Origin of the sequence: Desulfogranum marinum, from assembly GCF_963675105.2 — a bacterium.
In the GTDB taxonomy this organism is placed as follows: domain Bacteria; phylum Desulfobacterota; class Desulfobulbia; order Desulfobulbales; family Desulfobulbaceae; genus Desulfogranum; species Desulfogranum marinum.
The window spans coordinates 1,356,550-1,372,975 of record NZ_CAXXRO010000004.1 but is presented as its reverse complement, the minus strand read 5'-3'; the positions used below and the strand labels follow the sequence as shown (position 1 = coordinate 1,372,975).

17 protein-coding genes are annotated in these 16,426 nt (G+C 45.1%); 8 read left to right on the top strand and 9 right to left on the bottom strand.

The features are described 5' to 3' along the window. Nucleotides 1–7: 7 nt before the first annotated feature. The 5 genes from atpE to hemL all read right to left on the bottom strand — a co-directional run bounded on the left by atpE (nucleotide 8) and on the right by hemL (nucleotide 3,113). Nucleotides 8–265, bottom strand: a complete 258-nt coding sequence (gene atpE / locus ACHZCY_RS14855) for an ATP synthase F0 subunit C (RefSeq protein ID WP_232370907.1) — start codon at nucleotides 263–265, stop codon at nucleotides 8–10. Nucleotides 266–334: 69 nt separating this feature from the next. Continuing rightward, nucleotides 335–1,057, bottom strand: coding sequence for a F0F1 ATP synthase subunit A (atpB, locus tag ACHZCY_RS14850; RefSeq protein ID WP_205221487.1), 723 nt, complete (start codon nucleotides 1,055–1,057; stop codon nucleotides 335–337). A gap of 3 nt (nucleotides 1,058–1,060) precedes the next feature. Continuing rightward, nucleotides 1,061–1,504 carry an ATP synthase subunit I gene (locus ACHZCY_RS14845; RefSeq protein ID WP_319549430.1) on the bottom strand — a complete coding sequence of 148 codons (444 nt, stop codon included), beginning with the start codon at nucleotides 1,502–1,504 and terminating at the stop codon, nucleotides 1,061–1,063. Between the two features lies 1 nt (nucleotide 1,505). Then, nucleotides 1,506–1,739, bottom strand: coding sequence for an AtpZ/AtpI family protein (locus tag ACHZCY_RS14840; RefSeq protein WP_205221485.1), 234 nt, complete (start codon nucleotides 1,737–1,739; stop codon nucleotides 1,506–1,508). 84 nt (nucleotides 1,740–1,823) lie between these two features. Further along, the gene (hemL, locus tag ACHZCY_RS14835; protein WP_205221484.1) at nucleotides 1,824–3,113 is read right to left on the bottom strand and encodes a glutamate-1-semialdehyde 2,1-aminomutase; all 1,290 of its coding nucleotides are present in this window, start codon (nucleotides 3,111–3,113) and stop codon (nucleotides 1,824–1,826) included. 274 nt (nucleotides 3,114–3,387) lie between these two features. On the opposite strand from hemL, the gene trxA reads away from it, so the two are divergent. Next, nucleotides 3,388–3,717, top strand: a complete 330-nt coding sequence (gene trxA / locus ACHZCY_RS14830; protein ID WP_205221483.1) for a thioredoxin — start codon at nucleotides 3,388–3,390, stop codon at nucleotides 3,715–3,717. Nucleotides 3,718–3,924: 207 nt separating this feature from the next. Next, a complete protein-coding gene (locus ACHZCY_RS14825) occupies nucleotides 3,925–4,698 on the top strand; it encodes an outer membrane protein assembly factor BamD (protein WP_205221482.1) in 774 nt (257 codons plus the stop codon). An 81-nt stretch (nucleotides 4,699–4,779) separates the two neighbouring features. Here the strand turns inward: ACHZCY_RS14825 and ACHZCY_RS14820 are convergent, their stop codons facing one another. Next, nucleotides 4,780–5,343, bottom strand: coding sequence for a P-loop nucleotide/nucleoside kinase family protein (locus ACHZCY_RS14820; RefSeq protein WP_205221481.1), 564 nt, complete (start codon nucleotides 5,341–5,343; stop codon nucleotides 4,780–4,782). Nucleotides 5,344–5,377: 34 nt separating this feature from the next. Further along, nucleotides 5,378–6,400: a hypothetical protein gene (locus ACHZCY_RS14815; RefSeq protein WP_319549429.1), complete on the bottom strand. Its 1,023-nt coding sequence runs from the start codon at nucleotides 6,398–6,400 to the stop codon at nucleotides 5,378–5,380. Between the two features lie 145 nt (nucleotides 6,401–6,545). Here ACHZCY_RS14815 and larB point away from each other — a divergent pair, with 145 nt between their 5' ends. The 5 genes from larB to ACHZCY_RS14790 all read left to right on the top strand — a co-directional run bounded on the left by larB (nucleotide 6,546) and on the right by ACHZCY_RS14790 (nucleotide 12,099). Continuing rightward, nucleotides 6,546–7,298: a nickel pincer cofactor biosynthesis protein LarB gene (larB, locus tag ACHZCY_RS14810; RefSeq protein WP_319549428.1), complete on the top strand. Its 753-nt coding sequence runs from the start codon at nucleotides 6,546–6,548 to the stop codon at nucleotides 7,296–7,298. Nucleotides 7,299–7,438: 140 nt separating this feature from the next. Then, nucleotides 7,439–9,997, top strand: coding sequence for a protein translocase subunit SecD (secD, locus tag ACHZCY_RS14805; protein ID WP_205221478.1), 2,559 nt, complete (start codon nucleotides 7,439–7,441; stop codon nucleotides 9,995–9,997). Then, the gene (locus ACHZCY_RS14800) at nucleotides 9,997–10,740 is read left to right on the top strand and encodes a YkgJ family cysteine cluster protein (protein ID WP_319549427.1); all 744 of its coding nucleotides are present in this window, start codon (nucleotides 9,997–9,999) and stop codon (nucleotides 10,738–10,740) included. The genes secD and ACHZCY_RS14800 overlap by 1 nt, the downstream gene beginning before the upstream one ends. A 25-nt stretch (nucleotides 10,741–10,765) precedes the next feature. Next, complete coding sequence (locus ACHZCY_RS14795) at nucleotides 10,766–11,437, top strand: HD domain-containing protein (protein WP_319549426.1); 672 nt, start codon at nucleotides 10,766–10,768, stop codon at nucleotides 11,435–11,437. 11 nt (nucleotides 11,438–11,448) lie between these two features. After that, nucleotides 11,449–12,099, top strand: a complete 651-nt coding sequence (locus tag ACHZCY_RS14790; protein WP_205221475.1) for an HAD family hydrolase — start codon at nucleotides 11,449–11,451, stop codon at nucleotides 12,097–12,099. A gap of 13 nt (nucleotides 12,100–12,112) precedes the next feature. On the opposite strand, the gene ACHZCY_RS14785 is transcribed toward ACHZCY_RS14790, so the two are convergent. Then, nucleotides 12,113–12,733, bottom strand: coding sequence for a DUF4388 domain-containing protein (locus tag ACHZCY_RS14785; protein WP_319549425.1), 621 nt, complete (start codon nucleotides 12,731–12,733; stop codon nucleotides 12,113–12,115). A 235-nt stretch (nucleotides 12,734–12,968) separates the two neighbouring features. Between ACHZCY_RS14785 and ACHZCY_RS14780 the strand changes: the two genes are divergently transcribed. Further along, nucleotides 12,969–15,371, top strand: coding sequence for a ubiquitin-conjugating enzyme E2 (locus ACHZCY_RS14780; RefSeq protein WP_319549424.1), 2,403 nt, complete (start codon nucleotides 12,969–12,971; stop codon nucleotides 15,369–15,371). A 53-nt stretch (nucleotides 15,372–15,424) separates the two neighbouring features. Here ACHZCY_RS14780 and ACHZCY_RS14775 read toward each other — a convergent pair whose 3' ends face one another. Then, nucleotides 15,425–16,399: a KpsF/GutQ family sugar-phosphate isomerase gene (locus ACHZCY_RS14775; RefSeq protein WP_205221472.1), complete on the bottom strand. Its 975-nt coding sequence runs from the start codon at nucleotides 16,397–16,399 to the stop codon at nucleotides 15,425–15,427. Nucleotides 16,400–16,426: the final 27 nt, after the last annotated feature.

Below are 16,426 nucleotides of genomic sequence, written 5' to 3'. Positions count from 1 at the left end.
TGTAAGATTACAGTCCAAGAGCTGCTTTGAAAGGATTCGCATAAAGCAGGATAAAGGCAATAACAAGACCGTAAATCGCAATAGATTCACAAAGAGCCATACCAAGAATCATGGTAGTGGTGATAGCACCTTTGGCTTCTGGGTTACGAGCAACGCCATCACATGCACCGCGAAGACCATTACCCATACCAACACCAGCGCCGTGTCCTGCCAAACCAATACTCAAAGCAGCACCTATACAAATCAAAGCAATAGCAAGTTCCATTTTCAACATCCTCCATTAGATAATAATATATGATTGGCCTTCTTCGTACTCAATAAATAAACTTCAAACTCAATGTGCGTGTTCCAGAGAACCTGCGCAATACAGCACTGCCAAAAGAACAAAAACCACAGCCTGGATAACACTGACGAGCACGCCAAGGCAGAGGATAGGCAGCGGGGCAAAAAAAGCACCTGCAAGCATGAATAAAACTGCAAGCAATACTTCCTTGGCAAAGATATTTCCAAAAAGACGCATGGAAAGTGAAATCAATCGCGCAAAGTTACTGATGATTTCAAGTAAGAACATAAATGGAGCAAGAGCTTTACTTGGTCCCATGAAATGTTTGTAATAGCTGAGCCCATGGGTTTTGAATCCAAGTACATGGTGCGTTACCCAGACAATAATGGTCATGCCCAGGGTGATATTCAAATTCGAAGTTGGAGACATGAAACCGGGAATCAAGCCGATCATGTTGGCAAGAATGATATAAAAGAAAAAGGTAGCCATCATGGGAAACAACATCTTCGCCCCATCTTCGCCCAGGTTTTCGGTAAAAAAGTCCATCAGACCACCGACCATGACTTCCCAAAAATTCTGCCCACTGCCGGGGATCATTTCCAATTTTCCCATGGTCAGCTTCGGCACGATGATAAGAAAGGCCATGACCAGCCAGGTATAGGTCATATACGGTGTACAGAGCTGTTCCAGCAAGCCATGTCCAGTTACCGTATGCGGCACCGGAAGTCCAAGCTTTTCCAGAATAATCGAAATAAATAATATTGGATGTTCCATAACCTATACGCTCCTCAAACTTTGCTCGGAATAAAATATTTTGCCTCTGCTCAGGACAACAAGGATTACACTGAGCATGACTGTCGCTAGGCCAAGACTTAAACCGATCATATTGATAGGCAGTTTGGCAACCAGCAAAATTAACAATAAGCCCAACACCACTAGACGGGCATAAAACTTAATAAAAAACCGAATCTTTTCCGTACGCGAAACAGCATCCGCAGCCATACCGGCTTCACTGACCTTATGGAGCAGTTGGCCTATATCCTTTTTCAGCAAAAAGAAACTTACATTTACCAACACGCCACCAATCAACACAGATAACGCGAACTGGTCGCTATATACAAACCAGCTTCCGACAGTGAACACCACAAGTAATAACCAGCTAAAGCCGGTTATATATCGCACTAATGCTGCATCAGAGTCGTGTTTACTTTGTTTGTTCATCTTACTTCTTATCATCCGATATTTTTTTGGTTAGTTGCCAAAGGCTCTTAAAACCTGCAGCAATCCCAAATCCAAAAAAAATAAAGGTTAGATACGGTGTGGTTTTACCACCAAACGCTTTGTTATCCAGAAACCAGCCGATACCAAAACCGATAATAATAGAGGAAACAAAAGTTATGCCGATGTGACTATATTCGGCCAGCTGCCGAAACATTTCTCTTCGATCCTCAGACATCAATCGAAACTCCCGTATCCAACAGGTTAAATAGTTCGTGCTACAGGTATCATGCACAACAACCAAACGCAATATTTTTTTTATCTAATTCATCAATTTTTTGAATGACGACTCAATCATATTCAAAGCTTTTTCCAAATGAATACGATCGTGTGCAGCAGATATAAATGTCGCCTCGAACTGAGAAGGGGCAAGCCACATACCTCCTTCCAGCATATTTCTGTAGTGTTTTCCATACATTTCGGTGTTCGCTTTCATGGCCGATTCAAAATCCGTTACCGGTTCATCGGTAAAAAAGCAGGTCATCATGGACCCGATACGATTAAGTACGGTCGGCACAGCAGCGGCATCTGCAATCTGTTGCAACTCAGCGGCAAACCAGTCTGATTTTTGCTCAAGGTCTTTATAAAAATCAGGCTTTCGCACCAATTGCAGCATGGCAAGACCGGCACTCATTGCTAAAGGATTACCGGAAAGAGTCCCCGCCTGATAGACAGGCCCATCAGGGGCAATATTATCCATGATTTCAGCTTTACCACCATAGGCGCCGACAGGAAGCCCACCACCGATGATCTTGCCCAGACAAGTAAGGTCTGGAGTAATACCGAATCGTTCCTGCGCTCCGCCAAGGGAAAGCCTGAAACCAGTAATAACCTCGTCAAAAATCAGAACGATGCCCAGCTCAGTTGTCAACTCACGTAATTTTTTAACAAAACTCATGTCTGGAACAACCACTCCCATATTTCCGGCAACCGGCTCAACGATGACACAGGCAATGTCAAGATTCTCGTCCCGCAGAGTACGTTCAAGTACTTCCTTGTCATTATAGGGAATAGAAAGCGTATTTTTTACTATATCGTCAGGTACTCCCGGGCTACCAGGTATACCCAGGGTAATCAGTCCTGACCCCGCCTTAACCAAAAAAGAATCAGAATGGCCATGATAACAGCCGTCAAATTTAACCACCATATTCTTTCCGGTATAGCCTCTAGCCAGGCGGACTGCGCTCATGGTGGCTTCAGTTCCAGAGTTAACAAATCGAACTTTTTCAATGGAAGGAACACACTCACACACCAATTCGGCTAATTCAACCTCCACTGACGTTGGAGCCCCAAAACTTGTCCCATTGACAGCCGCCTGCTGTATTGCATCGACAACCTCAGGTTGTGCATGTCCGGCGATCATTGGGCCCCATGAGCTAACAAAATCTATAAATTCGTTTCCATCGACATCTGTCACAATGCATCCCGAGGCCTTTTGAATAAACAACGGATCACAACCGACAGAACGACAAGCACGGACAGGAGAATTTACGCCTCCGGGAATAACAGCTTGCGCTTTTGAAAACAGGGAAACAGAACGATTAGTGATCATAAGCCCACAACTCCTGATATTGGGTAGTAATTAGTTGAACGATGTCTTTTCTCAAATCCGGCAGTATACCACTTAGTCTTTTACGATGTCAAAACGAAAACGAAATCACTCCCCACGACTTGACAGAAAGCTAAAGATGATAATTTTCTCTTGTCACGTTCAGGAGCTCAAGGTAGAATGCTTACCAATGCGGCTAAAATATACATAACCATTGAGAATTTAAATATTTTCTCACGACAAGAATTCTTAACGGACGCAACAAGGAGAAAACAAAATGGCAAGTGACAAGGTAATGCACGTATCGGACAGCGAATTTGACGCAAAAGTCATAGGCAATGACCTCCCCTGTCTGGTAGACTTTTGGGCCCCCTGGTGTGGTCCATGCAAAGCAATTGGCCCGGTAATTGATGATCTTGCCGATGAATTTGACGGTAAAGTACTCATCGCAAAAATGAATGTGGACGATAACCCTGCCACACCCGGAAAATTTGGAATCCGTGCCATTCCCACGCTCATTTTATTTAAGGGTGGAGAGGTTGTCGACCAGATTACAGGTGCAGTCGGCAAAAGCCAACTTCAGGATTTAATGAATAAAGCTGTTTGATTTTTTTACCCAAAACGGTTCTCTGCTCAAATGACAGAGGACCGTTTTTTTTTGTTTTTTTTATAGATAACAATTACCAACAGTGCACTGATCCCCGGTTGTTTTAAAGCGAGTGGTTTTAACCTCCCGCCACAACAGCGAAATTTTATTTTATGAATTCTCAGTACCTGGTGTTGGATTTTCATGCCATCACCATCAGGAGGCGTTATGACTTTCCCCCCCTATCGTGCTAATATAACCGCTGCGCTGCTACTCCTATTGCTGTTTTCTCTTTCTGGATGCGGAGTTTTTCAAGGCATGTTTGACAGCGTCACTTTTGGAGAAGAAGAGGAAGTGAAGGGGTCTCCCGAGGTCCTGATCACGAAAGGGATGGATGCATATAAAGTGGGCGACTACAGCGGTGCCATCAAGGCATTTGAAAAAATTCTTGACGAATTCCCTTTCAGTCAACAGGCAATGCTTGCTGAGCTTAAAGCTGCAGACGCCAACTATTACAACAAATCTTACTTGGAAGCAAAACTCCTTTACCAGGAATTTGAAGAACGCCATCCCACAAACGAGGCAATCCCGTATGTTCTTTTCCAAATCGGGATGTGTGATTTCACCCGCTCCAATAGAATTGATAGAGATATAACCGGTGCCGAAGATGCCATCAAATCGTTCTCCAGGCTTCTGCGCACTTTTCCCACCTCGCCCTACACAAAAGAGGCTAAGGCAAGAATTCAGGCCGCACGGGATTTTCTGGTCAACCATGAATACTTTGTGGCCGTTTTTTACGTCAGAACAGAAAAGTATGACCAAGCCATCCACAGGTTAAAATATCTACTGGCTATGTATCCCAAGTCCACTATAGCCCCCAAAGCCCAAGCGCTCCTGGAAAAGTTGGAAGCAGGAGAGCCGCCACGATGGGGTATCAATAAATGGCTCCCTGAAATCTCCATGCCGAGCTGGACCCTATGGGAATCGGATGAAAACCAATAGCGTCAACCAAGCAACGCTGTGAGAACAGGCCAAACAGCAGGCTCGTATGCCACAGCCCAGAAAAAGATACCTGCCTGTCACCTATTCTTGCGCCAGCAGGCGCTCCACAGTTTTCAATAATGCGGAAAGTTTTTGTTCTGTATCAAGAGTGACCAGACGCCCTCCAGTACCGAGTGCAGGGTCGACAAAAGCTTTCAGTTGATGCTGATATATCTCCCACCGTCCGTCAGAAACCGCTGTTTCATCAACCGCTCTTTTTTGCAGACGACGCCTGACCTCATCAGCCGAACATGTACAATAGATAAAAAGTGGGGTGGCATCGTATTGACCAGCCATTTCCACAACGGCCTCCCTTTCTTCCAGATTACTGTATGAGCCATCCAGAAAGACAACAGATTGCCCCTGCTCCATATCAACGGCAGCCTGCTTCAACATGGCTGCGTAGGTTTTACGGGTAAAGTCTGCACTGTAAATCCCCTTTCCGACCGCATCCGGACGCTTGTCGGTGGGCAATAGTCCGGCAAGCTTCTTTCGCATCCGGTCGGTATTATAGTAGGGAATGGCATTGGCTGCAGCATACGTACCGGCAAGGGTTGATTTGCCGGAAGCCGTCATACCAAAAAACACAATTACTTTCTTTTCCACCTTCTATCCCCCCTCGCCCTCCACCATATCCAGACTATTCACCGTCTTGGGCATACCGATGAGCCAGCTCAAAATATTTTGCAGCATTTCGCAGACATTCTTCCCGGACACCCGCATCAACGACAGGATCAGCAGCTGTAAAAAGACCTATCTTACCACGTACATATGCCCGATAGCATTTATAAAAATCGAGCATATCAACCAATCCAGGATCTTTTGCTGCCTGACAAAAACGTTCAATAAAAAGTTGAGAAAAATCAGTTAACCCGTAATAGTCGAGATCCATTGCAAGAAAGGCAACATCACACGCAACATCATGGAAACGAAAGCGCTCGTTGAACTCAATGCAGTCGTAGATGTATGCATGTCCTCCTGTCAAACAGATATTCACAGAATGAAGATCGCCATGACAATCACGGATATGATCGCCGACGATACGCTTTGTAAATCGCTCCGTCTGGGCAAGGACCTTTTCAGCATAACTGCTGATATCGTTAAACTGCTGTAGAGTCAGTGCCCCCTGATCAACAAAAGCTTTGGTCTGTTCAAAATTCTCCACCACATTGACACCGACGGCATCAGCCGTTCCAAACTGATTTATGTCCTCACCTGTGGCGGCATTTTTATAAAAGGGAACCAACGTGTCGACAATGTTGTCCAAATGGTGCTCTTGCAATTTCCCAGCTTTGATCATATTCCCCATCATCCCCTCTTCGGGCATGCGGACCATTTTTATCCCATATTCAACGGTCTCTCCGGAGCCATCAAGAGAAAATTGATCGTTATCAAGGTTGATTTTCACTAAATCCAGATATATTTCAGGACAGAGACGCCTGTTCAGGGTAAGCTCTTGCTCGCAATAAAAGTGCCGTTTTTCCAAATCTGAAAAATCAAGAAAACCAAAATTTACAGGCTTTTTGAATTTGTAGACAAAATCACCAGCTAAAAGGACATAGGAAATATGAGTCTGCACCAGCTTGACACTATCAACCGGATGCGAATAGACTGCAGGTTGCAGCAGAGCTTGAATAAATGCAGGGAGCGTTTCTTTTGTCATTACAGGGTGCCTCTTAAGTTATTTTGATATAAACGAAATTATTGCAAAACGTTTACTTTACCAAAACAGCGATAAAGCGTAAACGCTTTACCACATTTTCCGAAGCTGTAATGATCCACAGCATACCAGCAGCCACAAACAAAACATGAACGAAACACACCTAAAGAACCTGCTCACGCAGCTCCAACGGGGAGAACTGGACATACCCCAGACCCTTGACAAACTTCGAGGGCTTCCGGGCGAATCATTTTCAGGGGTTCAACTGGACCATCACAGAATGCTGCGCACAGGTATCCCTGAAGTGATCTTCGGTGAACGTAAAACGCCGGACCAACTCGTTGCTATTTTAGAAAGGATGCTTCCCGCTCCAACGGTTGTGCTGGCTACACGAGTCTCAGAAAAAAAGGCGCAACAGGTCTGTGAACGTGTTGCCGGTATACATTATCACCCTGTGGCCCACATGCTGACAGGCAACCCTCATCACATTCCAACAGACTGCTCCCGAGGCACAGTGGTTATAACCACTGCAGGGTCATCTGACCTACCGGTAGCAGAAGAGGCAAGATTAACTCTCGAGTATTTCGGCCATCCGGTTGAGACCATCTATGACGCTGGTGTGGCTGGAATTCACAGAATACTTAACAGGGTACCCACTCTGCAAAAAGCAACTGCGGTTATTGTTATCGCCGGCATGGAAGGAGCCCTTCCTTCAGTGGTTGCCGGAGTCACCGGCGCACCGGTGATTGGTGTACCCAGCAGCGTTGGCTATGGCACCGGGGCGGGAGGTTACTCTGCCCTGCTAGGCATGCTCAACAGTTGCTCCCCGGGTCTGGCTGTTGTCAACATTGACAATGGATTTGGAGCTGCCTGCATGGCGGACGCAATCAACAGGAAGTGATTATATCTCCATAACGCCCTCTCTTTTTGCTGAAAATGCAATCTCCCCATTGCATGATCATGGCTATCATCGTATAATCGTCTTTTTTTACGTTTTGATTTTTTTTCTTTTTCACTTTACTCATATAAGGCATACTTGCAATGAACACCTCTCTAAAGCTGAAAATCGGGTTACTCCTCACCCTGATACTTTTTTCACTGATGACGCTGGCACCGTCTTTTTATTCCGATACTCCCCAGTGGTGGAAAAAATATCTCGCTCCCCAAGGACTTAAACTCGGTTTGGACCTTCAGGGTGGTATGCACCTGGTTCTTCAAGTAGACCTTGAAAAAGCCATTGAAAACTCTCTTGACCTGGCCGCTGCAGACCTGAAGGACGGACTTGCTGAAAAGCAGATCACTGCTGTGCGAATGCGCTCAGAAGACCCTTCCAAGGTTGTTTTTACCCTTCCTAACACCGGAGCAGTAGATACTGTACAAAGTACCCTCGCCAGTGACTTCCCCAATCTCGACGTCCAAATTAAAGCCGAGACAGGGAGCTTCCCCCTGATTACCCTGCAGCTTAAACAGGAAGAGATAGAATTTATACGAAAAAATGCAGTTAACCAGTCCCTGGAGATTATCAGAAACCGTATTGATCAATTCGGCGTAGCTGAACCGACAATTCTCCGTCAGGGAGAAAATGAAATTGTTGTCCAGTTGCCAGGTGTCAAAGACCCGGATCGGGCTATGGGACTTATCGGACAAACAGCCCAACTGGAATTTAAGCTGGTGGCCGAGGCACAGGGGCTAAACCTGGCACAATTGTTAGCTGAGGTCCAATCAACAGGGCAATGGGAGCCGGGGAAAAGCAGAAAACAGCTCAACCTTGCTCTTCAGGGACGCCTACCGCAGGGAACGGAAATTTATTTCGAAAAGGTCATCGATAAACAGACCAAGGCCGAAACACAGGTACCGATTCTGCTTGAAAGTCAGGTACTCATGACCGGAGAAATGGTCAAAAATGCCCAGGTTCGAATCGGAGGCAGCTTCAACGAGCCTTATGTAAGTCTTGATCTCACCGGCAGAGGCGGCAAGGTCTTTGCCCATATCACGGAAAAAAGTGTCAACAGACGACTGGCCATTGTGCTTGATGAAGTCGTTCGTTCAGCACCTGTCATCCGTGAACGCATTCTTGGCGGCAGTGCACAGATATCCGGTAATTTTACCCACGAAGAAGCAACTGACCTGGCTATCGTTCTCCGCGTTGGAGCCTTACCCGCACCTGTTGAAATTATACAGAACCTGACTGTTGGTGCGAGCCTTGGGCAGGATTCAATCAATAAAGGTTTGAGTTCCGGATTAGTCGGTGCGCTCCTCGTCCTCCTTTTCATGGTTATCTACTATCGGCTCTCAGGAATTATAGCAGATTTCGCGCTGATGCTGAACATCCTGTTTCTGTTTGTCGGATTGGCAATGCTTGGTGCCACGCTGACTCTACCAGGTATTGCTGGGATCATCCTTTCCATAGGTATGGCGGTCGATGCCAATGTTCTTATTTTTGAACGAATGCGAGAAGAATTTGCGCTCGGCAAATCGATTAAATCAGGGGTTGATTCAGGGTTCAGCAAGGCATTCTGGAGTATCGTCGATTCCCAGGTGACGACCTTGATCACAGCTTTGGCACTGTTTTTGTTTGGTACAGGCCCGATCAAAGGATTTGCCGTCACCCTCTCTTTGGGTATTATTTTCAACCTGTTTGCAGTTCTTTTCTGCACCAGGCTTGTCTACGACAGTTTATACACAACCCGCAAGCTGAAGCGCTTAACCTTTATGCGGCTTATCCATAAAGCCAACTTTGACTTTATGAAAGCCCGCAAAATTGCTTTCGGCCTCTCAGGTTTCCTGGTCATTATCGGCACCATAGCTTTTGTGCAGATCCTTCGTGGTCAGGCAAATCTTGGCGTGGATTTTTCAGGTGGATCTCTCCTGCAGTACCACGCAAGCCAACCCTTTGCCCTTGAGAACGTACGCTCCGCCTTAAACAAAAACGGCTTCCCTGATATTGACCTCCAGGAAGTTACCGGAGAAAACCGACTTATTGTCAAATTAAAAAAGTCCGAACAAACCGTTGGTCACTTTGGTGATGAGATCACTACTATCCTGGCCCAAGAGCTCACTGATCATGAGTTTCTGTTAGAAAGCGAGTCGGAGATTGGTTCATCCATCTCTGCTGTATTACGGAATAAAGCCATTCAGGCAATCGGCATTTCATTGATGGGCGTTTTAATATACCTTGCCCTTCGCTTTGATCTAAGTTTCGGCTTAGCTGCTGCAACAGCTACCTTCCACGATGTGCTTGTGGTGCTGGGTATCTGCTGGGCAATGAACATGGAGATCTCCCTGCTTGTTGTCACTGCACTGCTGACCCTGGCAGGCTATTCTCTTAATGACTCGGTGGTTGTTTTTGACCGAATTCGTGAAAATATGAAAAAAGAAGAAAATACCAGCTTTTACCAGACCATCAACGACAGTATCAATCAAGTTCTTGGTAGATCAGTTGTCACCTCCCTCACAACTGCCCTGGTCCTCTCATCCCTTTTTATTTTGGGTGGATCTTCCATTCATGATTTTGCATTGACCCTTTTGATAGGTGTTCTCATCGGGACCTATTCATCCATATTTATCGCCAGTCCCATCCTGTCACTCAAAAAGAGGTAATGCAAACCGTGAACGACACACTGCCGAATAATTTCAGCCGCATCAAACCAGATCAAAAATTTTGCTTTGATTGTCATCCAGGTGTTCCCTGTTTCACAGAGTGTTGCAGGGAACTTGATTTAGCCTTAACGCCTTATGATGTCCTGAGGCTTAAGAGACAATTAAAGCTCCAGTCAGGCATTTTTCTGGAAAAGTATGTCATCATAGAATGGGATGAACAACAACTCTTTCCTATCTGCTATCTCACCATGGTGGATGACGGAAGGGCAAGTTGCGTTTTTGTCGATAAGAGCGGGTGCAAGGTCTATGACAATCGACCTGGAAGCTGTCGTGCTTACCCTGTAGGCAGGGGTGCCATCCGTAAAGCCGACGGTACAGTTGACGAATCCTTTGTCCTGGTCACAGAAGATCATTGCAAAGGTTTTGCAGAAGGCAAGGAACAAGATGTGAACATTTATTTTGCCAACCAGGAACTAGAGACCTACAACCACTTCAACGACAAACTGTTGGAACTGTATCAGCACGATAAGATACGTGCCGGCTTCAAGCCAACCAGAGCACAGCTCGATCAATACATACTCGCCTTGTACAACCTGGATACTTTTAGTCAGCAAATGGCCAATGACAGCATTTCAATGAAAAGACCTCTGACCCCGATGGAACTTCAGGGGCTGGCAGGCGATGATGAGAAATTGCTGCTTCTTGCCATATCCTGGCTCAAACAAGAATTTTTCGGGGAATAAAAATCTGAAGACGTGTGTAGATCCGATGAGTGATCCCGTTGAATCTTGTTTTACAAGAATCCGTACTATCAGTGGTCATTATTGTACGCTTGAAGGAGGATCACACGGTCCTGACCATAGTGAACGAGTATTTCGAATGGCCATGGTAATCGGCAAGAAGATGCAGGCAAACCTGCTTATTCTTGGGACCGCTGCTTTACTGCATGATATCGGTAGAAAGGCAGAAACGGAAAGTAAAGGTAAAATATGTCATGCCGAACATAGTGCAGAGCTCGCCCGTTCTGAATTGATGCTGCTCGACTACAAGGAGGATGACATCAAACATATTTGTCATTGCATCCGCAGTCATCGTTTCCGTAAGGGTAGCCCTCCACAATCAATGGAAGCCAAAATTCTTTTTGACGCGGACAAGCTGGACTCCATAGGCGCTATCGGTATCGGACGAGCATTTCTGTTTGCAGGTCAAATAGGTGCATGCCTCCACAACCCTGAGAAGGATCCCGAGGAGACAGAAGCCTATTCCAAGCAGGATACAGCTTACCGAGAATTCCAGGTAAAGATGTCCAAGGTAAAAGACCAAATGCTTACCCCTATAGGTAGACAGATTGCAGAACGGCGACACCACTTCATGGAACTTTTTTTTGATGAACTTAATGGCGAAATATATGGTACTGCAGATGGTACCCAGCAAATATGAGGGACAGGAACATGCTTAAGCTGGTGGTTTTCGACTGTGATGGAGTTATGTTCAGTTCACTGGAGACAAACAGAATATATTATAATCATCTGTTAGAAACCTTTCAGTGCCCGCAGATGAACCAGGCGGAACTGGAGTATGTTCACATTCACAATGTTGCCAACTCTATACGGCATATTTTCCGCAATCATGTTCATATTGACCTTGAGCAGGTTACCTCTTACTGCCGGTCCCTTGATTATAGCCCATTTCTTAAGCACATGGTAATGGAGCCGGATCTACCTGCCTTTCTTAAACATATCAAACCAAACTATCACACGGCCATATCCACCAACAGAACCAATACCATGGATATCGTGCTGGACACCTTTCAACTTCGATCCTGGTTTGATATGGTCGTCACTGCCAGTGATGTTGAGCGTCCAAAGCCTGCGCCCGATGGTCTATTGATGATCCTTGATCATTTTCATGTTCAGCCGGACGAAGTTATTTACATTGGAGATTCAACCGTTGACAGAGACCATTGCGCCAGTGTCGGCATTGACCTTATTGCCTTTAAGAATACAAATCTGGAAGCGAAATATCACGTTGATAGTTTCACAGCAATTGCCGGCCTCCCGCCTTTTCATTCTACAGCAGGCAGACAGTGTGACGAGCCCTGATTGTATTTCTTAGCTAATCCTCTTCATCCATTCGCTTTAGACCTTCCATCAGGATCATCATAAAATCGCCGATTTCTCGAGCCTGCATTAAGGATTCAGGCAACCCGGGAACAAATTGAAAATCCCCTTTTTTTTCAGAAAGAATTGCGTATACAGCCTCATGGTTGTCGAGATCTTCAAAACGAGCTGCCAGGAGACCACCTTCACGAAAAGTAACCCTTGCCGCTTTGTCGGCAAAGTTCATGATCAAGCGACCGGTTTTTTGGTGCATATGAAAAACTTGGAGCAGCTCTGCCGGTAAAATTGCTTCTATTTTACCGCTCATAACAGCCCTTGAATCAACTTTATTTTCTGTGCATTCAATCAAAAGAGGGGATTCTGATAATTGAAATTTAATCAGGCCGGTACAGCCACCGCACGTAAAAATTTCATCTTTATACTCTGCAAATCCTGTTGCCATAGAGGGGAGCAGTTGAACAAGAAGACCTGTCATCTCACGAATAAGGATGAGGCAAGAAGATTTTTGAGGAAGGAATTCCACTGATTGACGAGTGAGAATAAACCCATTATCCCGGCTGTATAAGGGGCAATTACGCTCCTCAACAACTTTAAATTGTGCACAGAAATCAGACATATTCTCTTAAAGGTTAGTGTTATGTATACTGTCTATTGTACACAGAATATACATTCACTCAAATAAAAGTATTCATTACAAAGATACCTTGTCTTCATTTTTAATATTTTACAATCAATGTGGCTTGTTTCGTTGAGGTAAATAATATACTATACTAGGTAGTGTAGAGTGCGGCTTAGGTGAGGCTATGTCTATTTTCTACTTTTTTTCAACTTAATAATTAACAGGTTATTACATGGTTACGGGCTCTCAACAGCTTGTCGACGATTTCGAACAGCTTCAAAGTTCTCTTGAGCTTTATCCTAAGATCAATATTGTCAAAACTGATGGGCAACCACCTGATAATTATGAAATTGAGTTCACTCTTCGTGGCTATATAAAAGACGCCAATGGCACTGTCTCGATCGGCAATACTCACCGGGTGCAGATAAGTCTCCCTTTTGGATACCCTCACTTTGCGCCGACAGTGAAACCACTGACCCATATTTTCCACCCAGATGTTGATCCTGCTGCAATCCGGATAGCTGATCGGTGGCAACAGAATCCATCCCTTGCCGATCTCGTTCTCTACATAGGAGAAATGATTTGCGGCCATACTTACAGCCTTAACGATCCTTTCAATCAAGAGGCTGCAGACTGGTACCAAGAGCACCAGGGCAATCTTCCCCTTGATTCACTCAGTATTGCCACCATAGAAGAGTCTTCTCAGGAAATTGATAGCCTTGTTGATGACACCTTTGCTTCACTTGGCCTCGAAACTGATGATTTTCTCGAACCTGTTAAAGAATTTTCACCTGCAGATGTTGAGCACATACAGATGCTCATTGAGCACAAACAGCTTTTTGAAGCCACTCAGGCGTTAACTGAAATAACTGAACAATTTCAAGAACGTGAAGTTATCCAAGAAAATATCGACAAAGGTATGAAAAAAGCTGAGCAGCTTTTCGCCTTGGCTGAACAGCTAGAGGACCTTGGAAAATTCGACGAAGCCGTCGATGTAGTCGATAATCTATTTGAAGTCTGTGTAGATATGCCCGGAAGCGACAGCCTTCGCTCCCGCCTCCAGCAGGAATTTTCTCTTGCTCTACGTTCTCCGGGAAACTCTGCCGAAGAACAAAGTGAAGACAGCCTGATCGTACCCAAAAAAGACAAGACTAAGAAAAAATCCTCTGCAAAGAAAAAACAAAAACAGGTAGCCCCTGCTCCCCGGCCTCGTCTTAAATTCAAGCCAAAGATTCCACTCCAAATTATCCTTTCAGCGACAGTTTTGCTTGCCATTTGCATAGGTGCAATAAGCTTTTATTTTAAAGACCAAAATATATTAAGTCGCTCCCAGGCAAATATTTTAAAAAGCCAGCTCCTCATAGATAAAAAACAGTTTGAAACCGCCCAGGGAACCCTTTATGAGGCAAAAAAATCGTTATCCGGGCTTACTGTACTTCGCTTTAAAAAAGGCGAAATGGAAAGTGAAATAGAGAAGCTACTTACTTCAAAAGAACTGGATGAGGGGTTAAAGGGGCACGTTCTTTATCAAGGCAAATACATTCCCTCTGCAATGGCCCAATCCCTCAGAGAATTGGCCACCTTAACAGAACAGGCAAAATCTCTAGTAGATCAAAAAAACCCAGCTGATGCGCTTACACTTTACCGTCAGGCTTTTTTTTATGCGCAAAAAAATAAATTGAGCGACAATGTTGCTGAGCTTGAAGCCATAATCAAATCTCTTGAACTCCAACAAACACTGACCCTTGCAGAGCAAGCCGAACTTGGCAAGAACTGGCAAGGTGCTGCAGAAACTTACCGCAAAGCACTGGAGCTATCCAGCAGTCTTTCCGACCCTAAAACAGCAACCGCCATTACCTCAAGGCTCACTGCAGCAACCTTCCGCCATGAACTGAATATGTCAAAAGAGACATTTACCCAGGAACAATGGCAGGAAACAATTGTAAAACTCGAACATGCCCAACGCCTTATTGATTCCAATCCTGACGTTGTCTCCGTAAAGGAGCGACGAGACCTGCACCGATTACTGGTCAACGCACGTCTCTACGGCATTCTCTCGTCCGCGAGAGATGCATACAATCAAAAGAATTGGGCCAATGCTATAACTGAATACCGTAAAGCGGTCAGCCTGCTTGAACAGGAAAGGGATAACTTTGAAGGGCACCTGGACGAATCAATCAGTAAAATTAAAAAAACCGTACTGATGGTGCAAATAGCAATGACGCAGGAAAAGGTACTCCTTGCAGAAAATCAGGATAACCTGCAAGAGGCCCTGCGTCATTCCAAAGAAATTCAGCGGCGTATTAAAAACAGTCCTTTTAAAAATGATCCCTCAGTAGAGGATGTACAACGAAGAATCACTCAACAAATCGCCACGAAAGAAGAACAGATAGCGCACAACAAGAAAATAGTCTGGTTGGAAGAACATTTTGAAGAAATTTTTAGGTCCAATTACCCTACCTTCAGAGGATCACAACTACATTCGCCCAATGCTGCGCTGCTGAGAAAAGTGGATGACAAATCCATTTTCATCATCACCTGCACAGAAAAAAGTCAAGGCACTTCGTCGCGGCTGGAACTCAATTACATGTATGATGAAGGTACCGGCAAATGGTCTGTGTATACGGGAGAATAAAATTCACAGTTTGCATTTCCAGCAAACAAGAGGCATGATTTCCTCCAAGGTAATCAGATCAGAAACCTGAATTCTCCCTTACCAAGTAAATCGTGAAGGTGTAAGATTCCCTCTAGATTACCGTTGGTCGCAACCACTGCCAACACCGTGATCTCTCTCTGCTGCATGAGGCTGAGTGCATCTGCGGCCATGGTATCCCCGCTTATGGTTACCGGACTCCTGGTCATGATATCATTAACAATTGCCTTTTTCGGCACCTCACCACTGGTCAGCAACCTCCTGATATCGCCATCAGTCACAATCCCGCTCAGTCGTCCGTTTTTATCCCTAACCATCACTGCACCAATGCTTTTACTATCTAATTCGGCGATGGTCTCTTGAAGAGTCACTCCTTCCTCCACCACAGGGACCTGGTCTCCGGACAGCATCACCTCTTTTACAGCAACCTTAAGTCGTTCACCCAGACTGCCACCAGGATGATTTCGCCGAAAATCCTCTTCTCGAAATTGATTTTTCTTTAATAAAGTTACAGCAAGGGCATCACCAAGGGCGAGAGTAGCCGTAGTAGAGGAGGTAGGCGCCAACCCAAGCGGACAGGCCTCTCTCGGCACACAAATGTCGAGTGTAATCACAGCAAATCTCGATAGAGTTGAAGTTAAGCTCCCTGTCATGGCAATTATTTGCACATTTCGTTCGCGCAAGCTGCCAAGTAAGGCGTTAAGTTCAGTTGTTTCACCGGAGTAGGATATGGCCAGCACAACATCAGTTGCCGAGACCATGCCTAAATCTCCGTGCATGGCCTCAACAGGATGTAGAAAAAAAGAAGAAGTGCCGGTGGAATTTAAAGTAGCAGCTATTTTCTGTCCGATAACACCGGATTTGCCAATGCCGGTAACCACCAACCTACTTGGACATGCTGCTATTAATTCAACTGCTTGCTCAAATGAAGCATCAAGTTTATCTTTTACAGCCTTAATCCCTTCAGATTCTATGGTAAGGACTTCTTTGGCCTGTTCGACTATGTTCACATTTCCTCCTGCATAATAACACCTGAC

Coding starts and splice junctions, on each gene's coding strand:
- atpE (WP_232370907.1), bottom strand. CDS start 265: ATGGAACTTGCTATTGCTTTGATTTGTATAGGTGCTGCTTTGAGTATT.
- atpB (WP_205221487.1), bottom strand. CDS start 1,057: ATGGAACATCCAATATTATTTATTTCGATTATTCTGGAAAAGCTTGGA.
- ACHZCY_RS14845 (WP_319549430.1), bottom strand. CDS start 1,504: ATGAACAAACAAAGTAAACACGACTCTGATGCAGCATTAGTGCGATAT.
- ACHZCY_RS14840 (WP_205221485.1), bottom strand. CDS start 1,739: ATGTCTGAGGATCGAAGAGAAATGTTTCGGCAGCTGGCCGAATATAGT.
- hemL (WP_205221484.1), bottom strand. CDS start 3,113: ATGATCACTAATCGTTCTGTTTCCCTGTTTTCAAAAGCGCAAGCTGTT.
- trxA (WP_205221483.1), top strand. CDS start 3,388: ATGGCAAGTGACAAGGTAATGCACGTATCGGACAGCGAATTTGACGCA.
- ACHZCY_RS14825 (WP_205221482.1), top strand. CDS start 3,925: ATGACTTTCCCCCCCTATCGTGCTAATATAACCGCTGCGCTGCTACTC.
- ACHZCY_RS14815 (WP_319549429.1), bottom strand. CDS start 6,400: ATGACAAAAGAAACGCTCCCTGCATTTATTCAAGCTCTGCTGCAACCT.
- larB (WP_319549428.1), top strand. CDS start 6,546: ATGAACGAAACACACCTAAAGAACCTGCTCACGCAGCTCCAACGGGGA.
- secD (WP_205221478.1), top strand. CDS start 7,439: ATGAACACCTCTCTAAAGCTGAAAATCGGGTTACTCCTCACCCTGATA.
- ACHZCY_RS14800 (WP_319549427.1), top strand. CDS start 9,997: ATGCAAACCGTGAACGACACACTGCCGAATAATTTCAGCCGCATCAAA.
- ACHZCY_RS14795 (WP_319549426.1), top strand. CDS start 10,766: ATGAGTGATCCCGTTGAATCTTGTTTTACAAGAATCCGTACTATCAGT.
- ACHZCY_RS14790 (WP_205221475.1), top strand. CDS start 11,449: ATGCTTAAGCTGGTGGTTTTCGACTGTGATGGAGTTATGTTCAGTTCA.
- ACHZCY_RS14785 (WP_319549425.1), bottom strand. CDS start 12,733: ATGTCTGATTTCTGTGCACAATTTAAAGTTGTTGAGGAGCGTAATTGC.
- ACHZCY_RS14780 (WP_319549424.1), top strand. CDS start 12,969: ATGGTTACGGGCTCTCAACAGCTTGTCGACGATTTCGAACAGCTTCAA.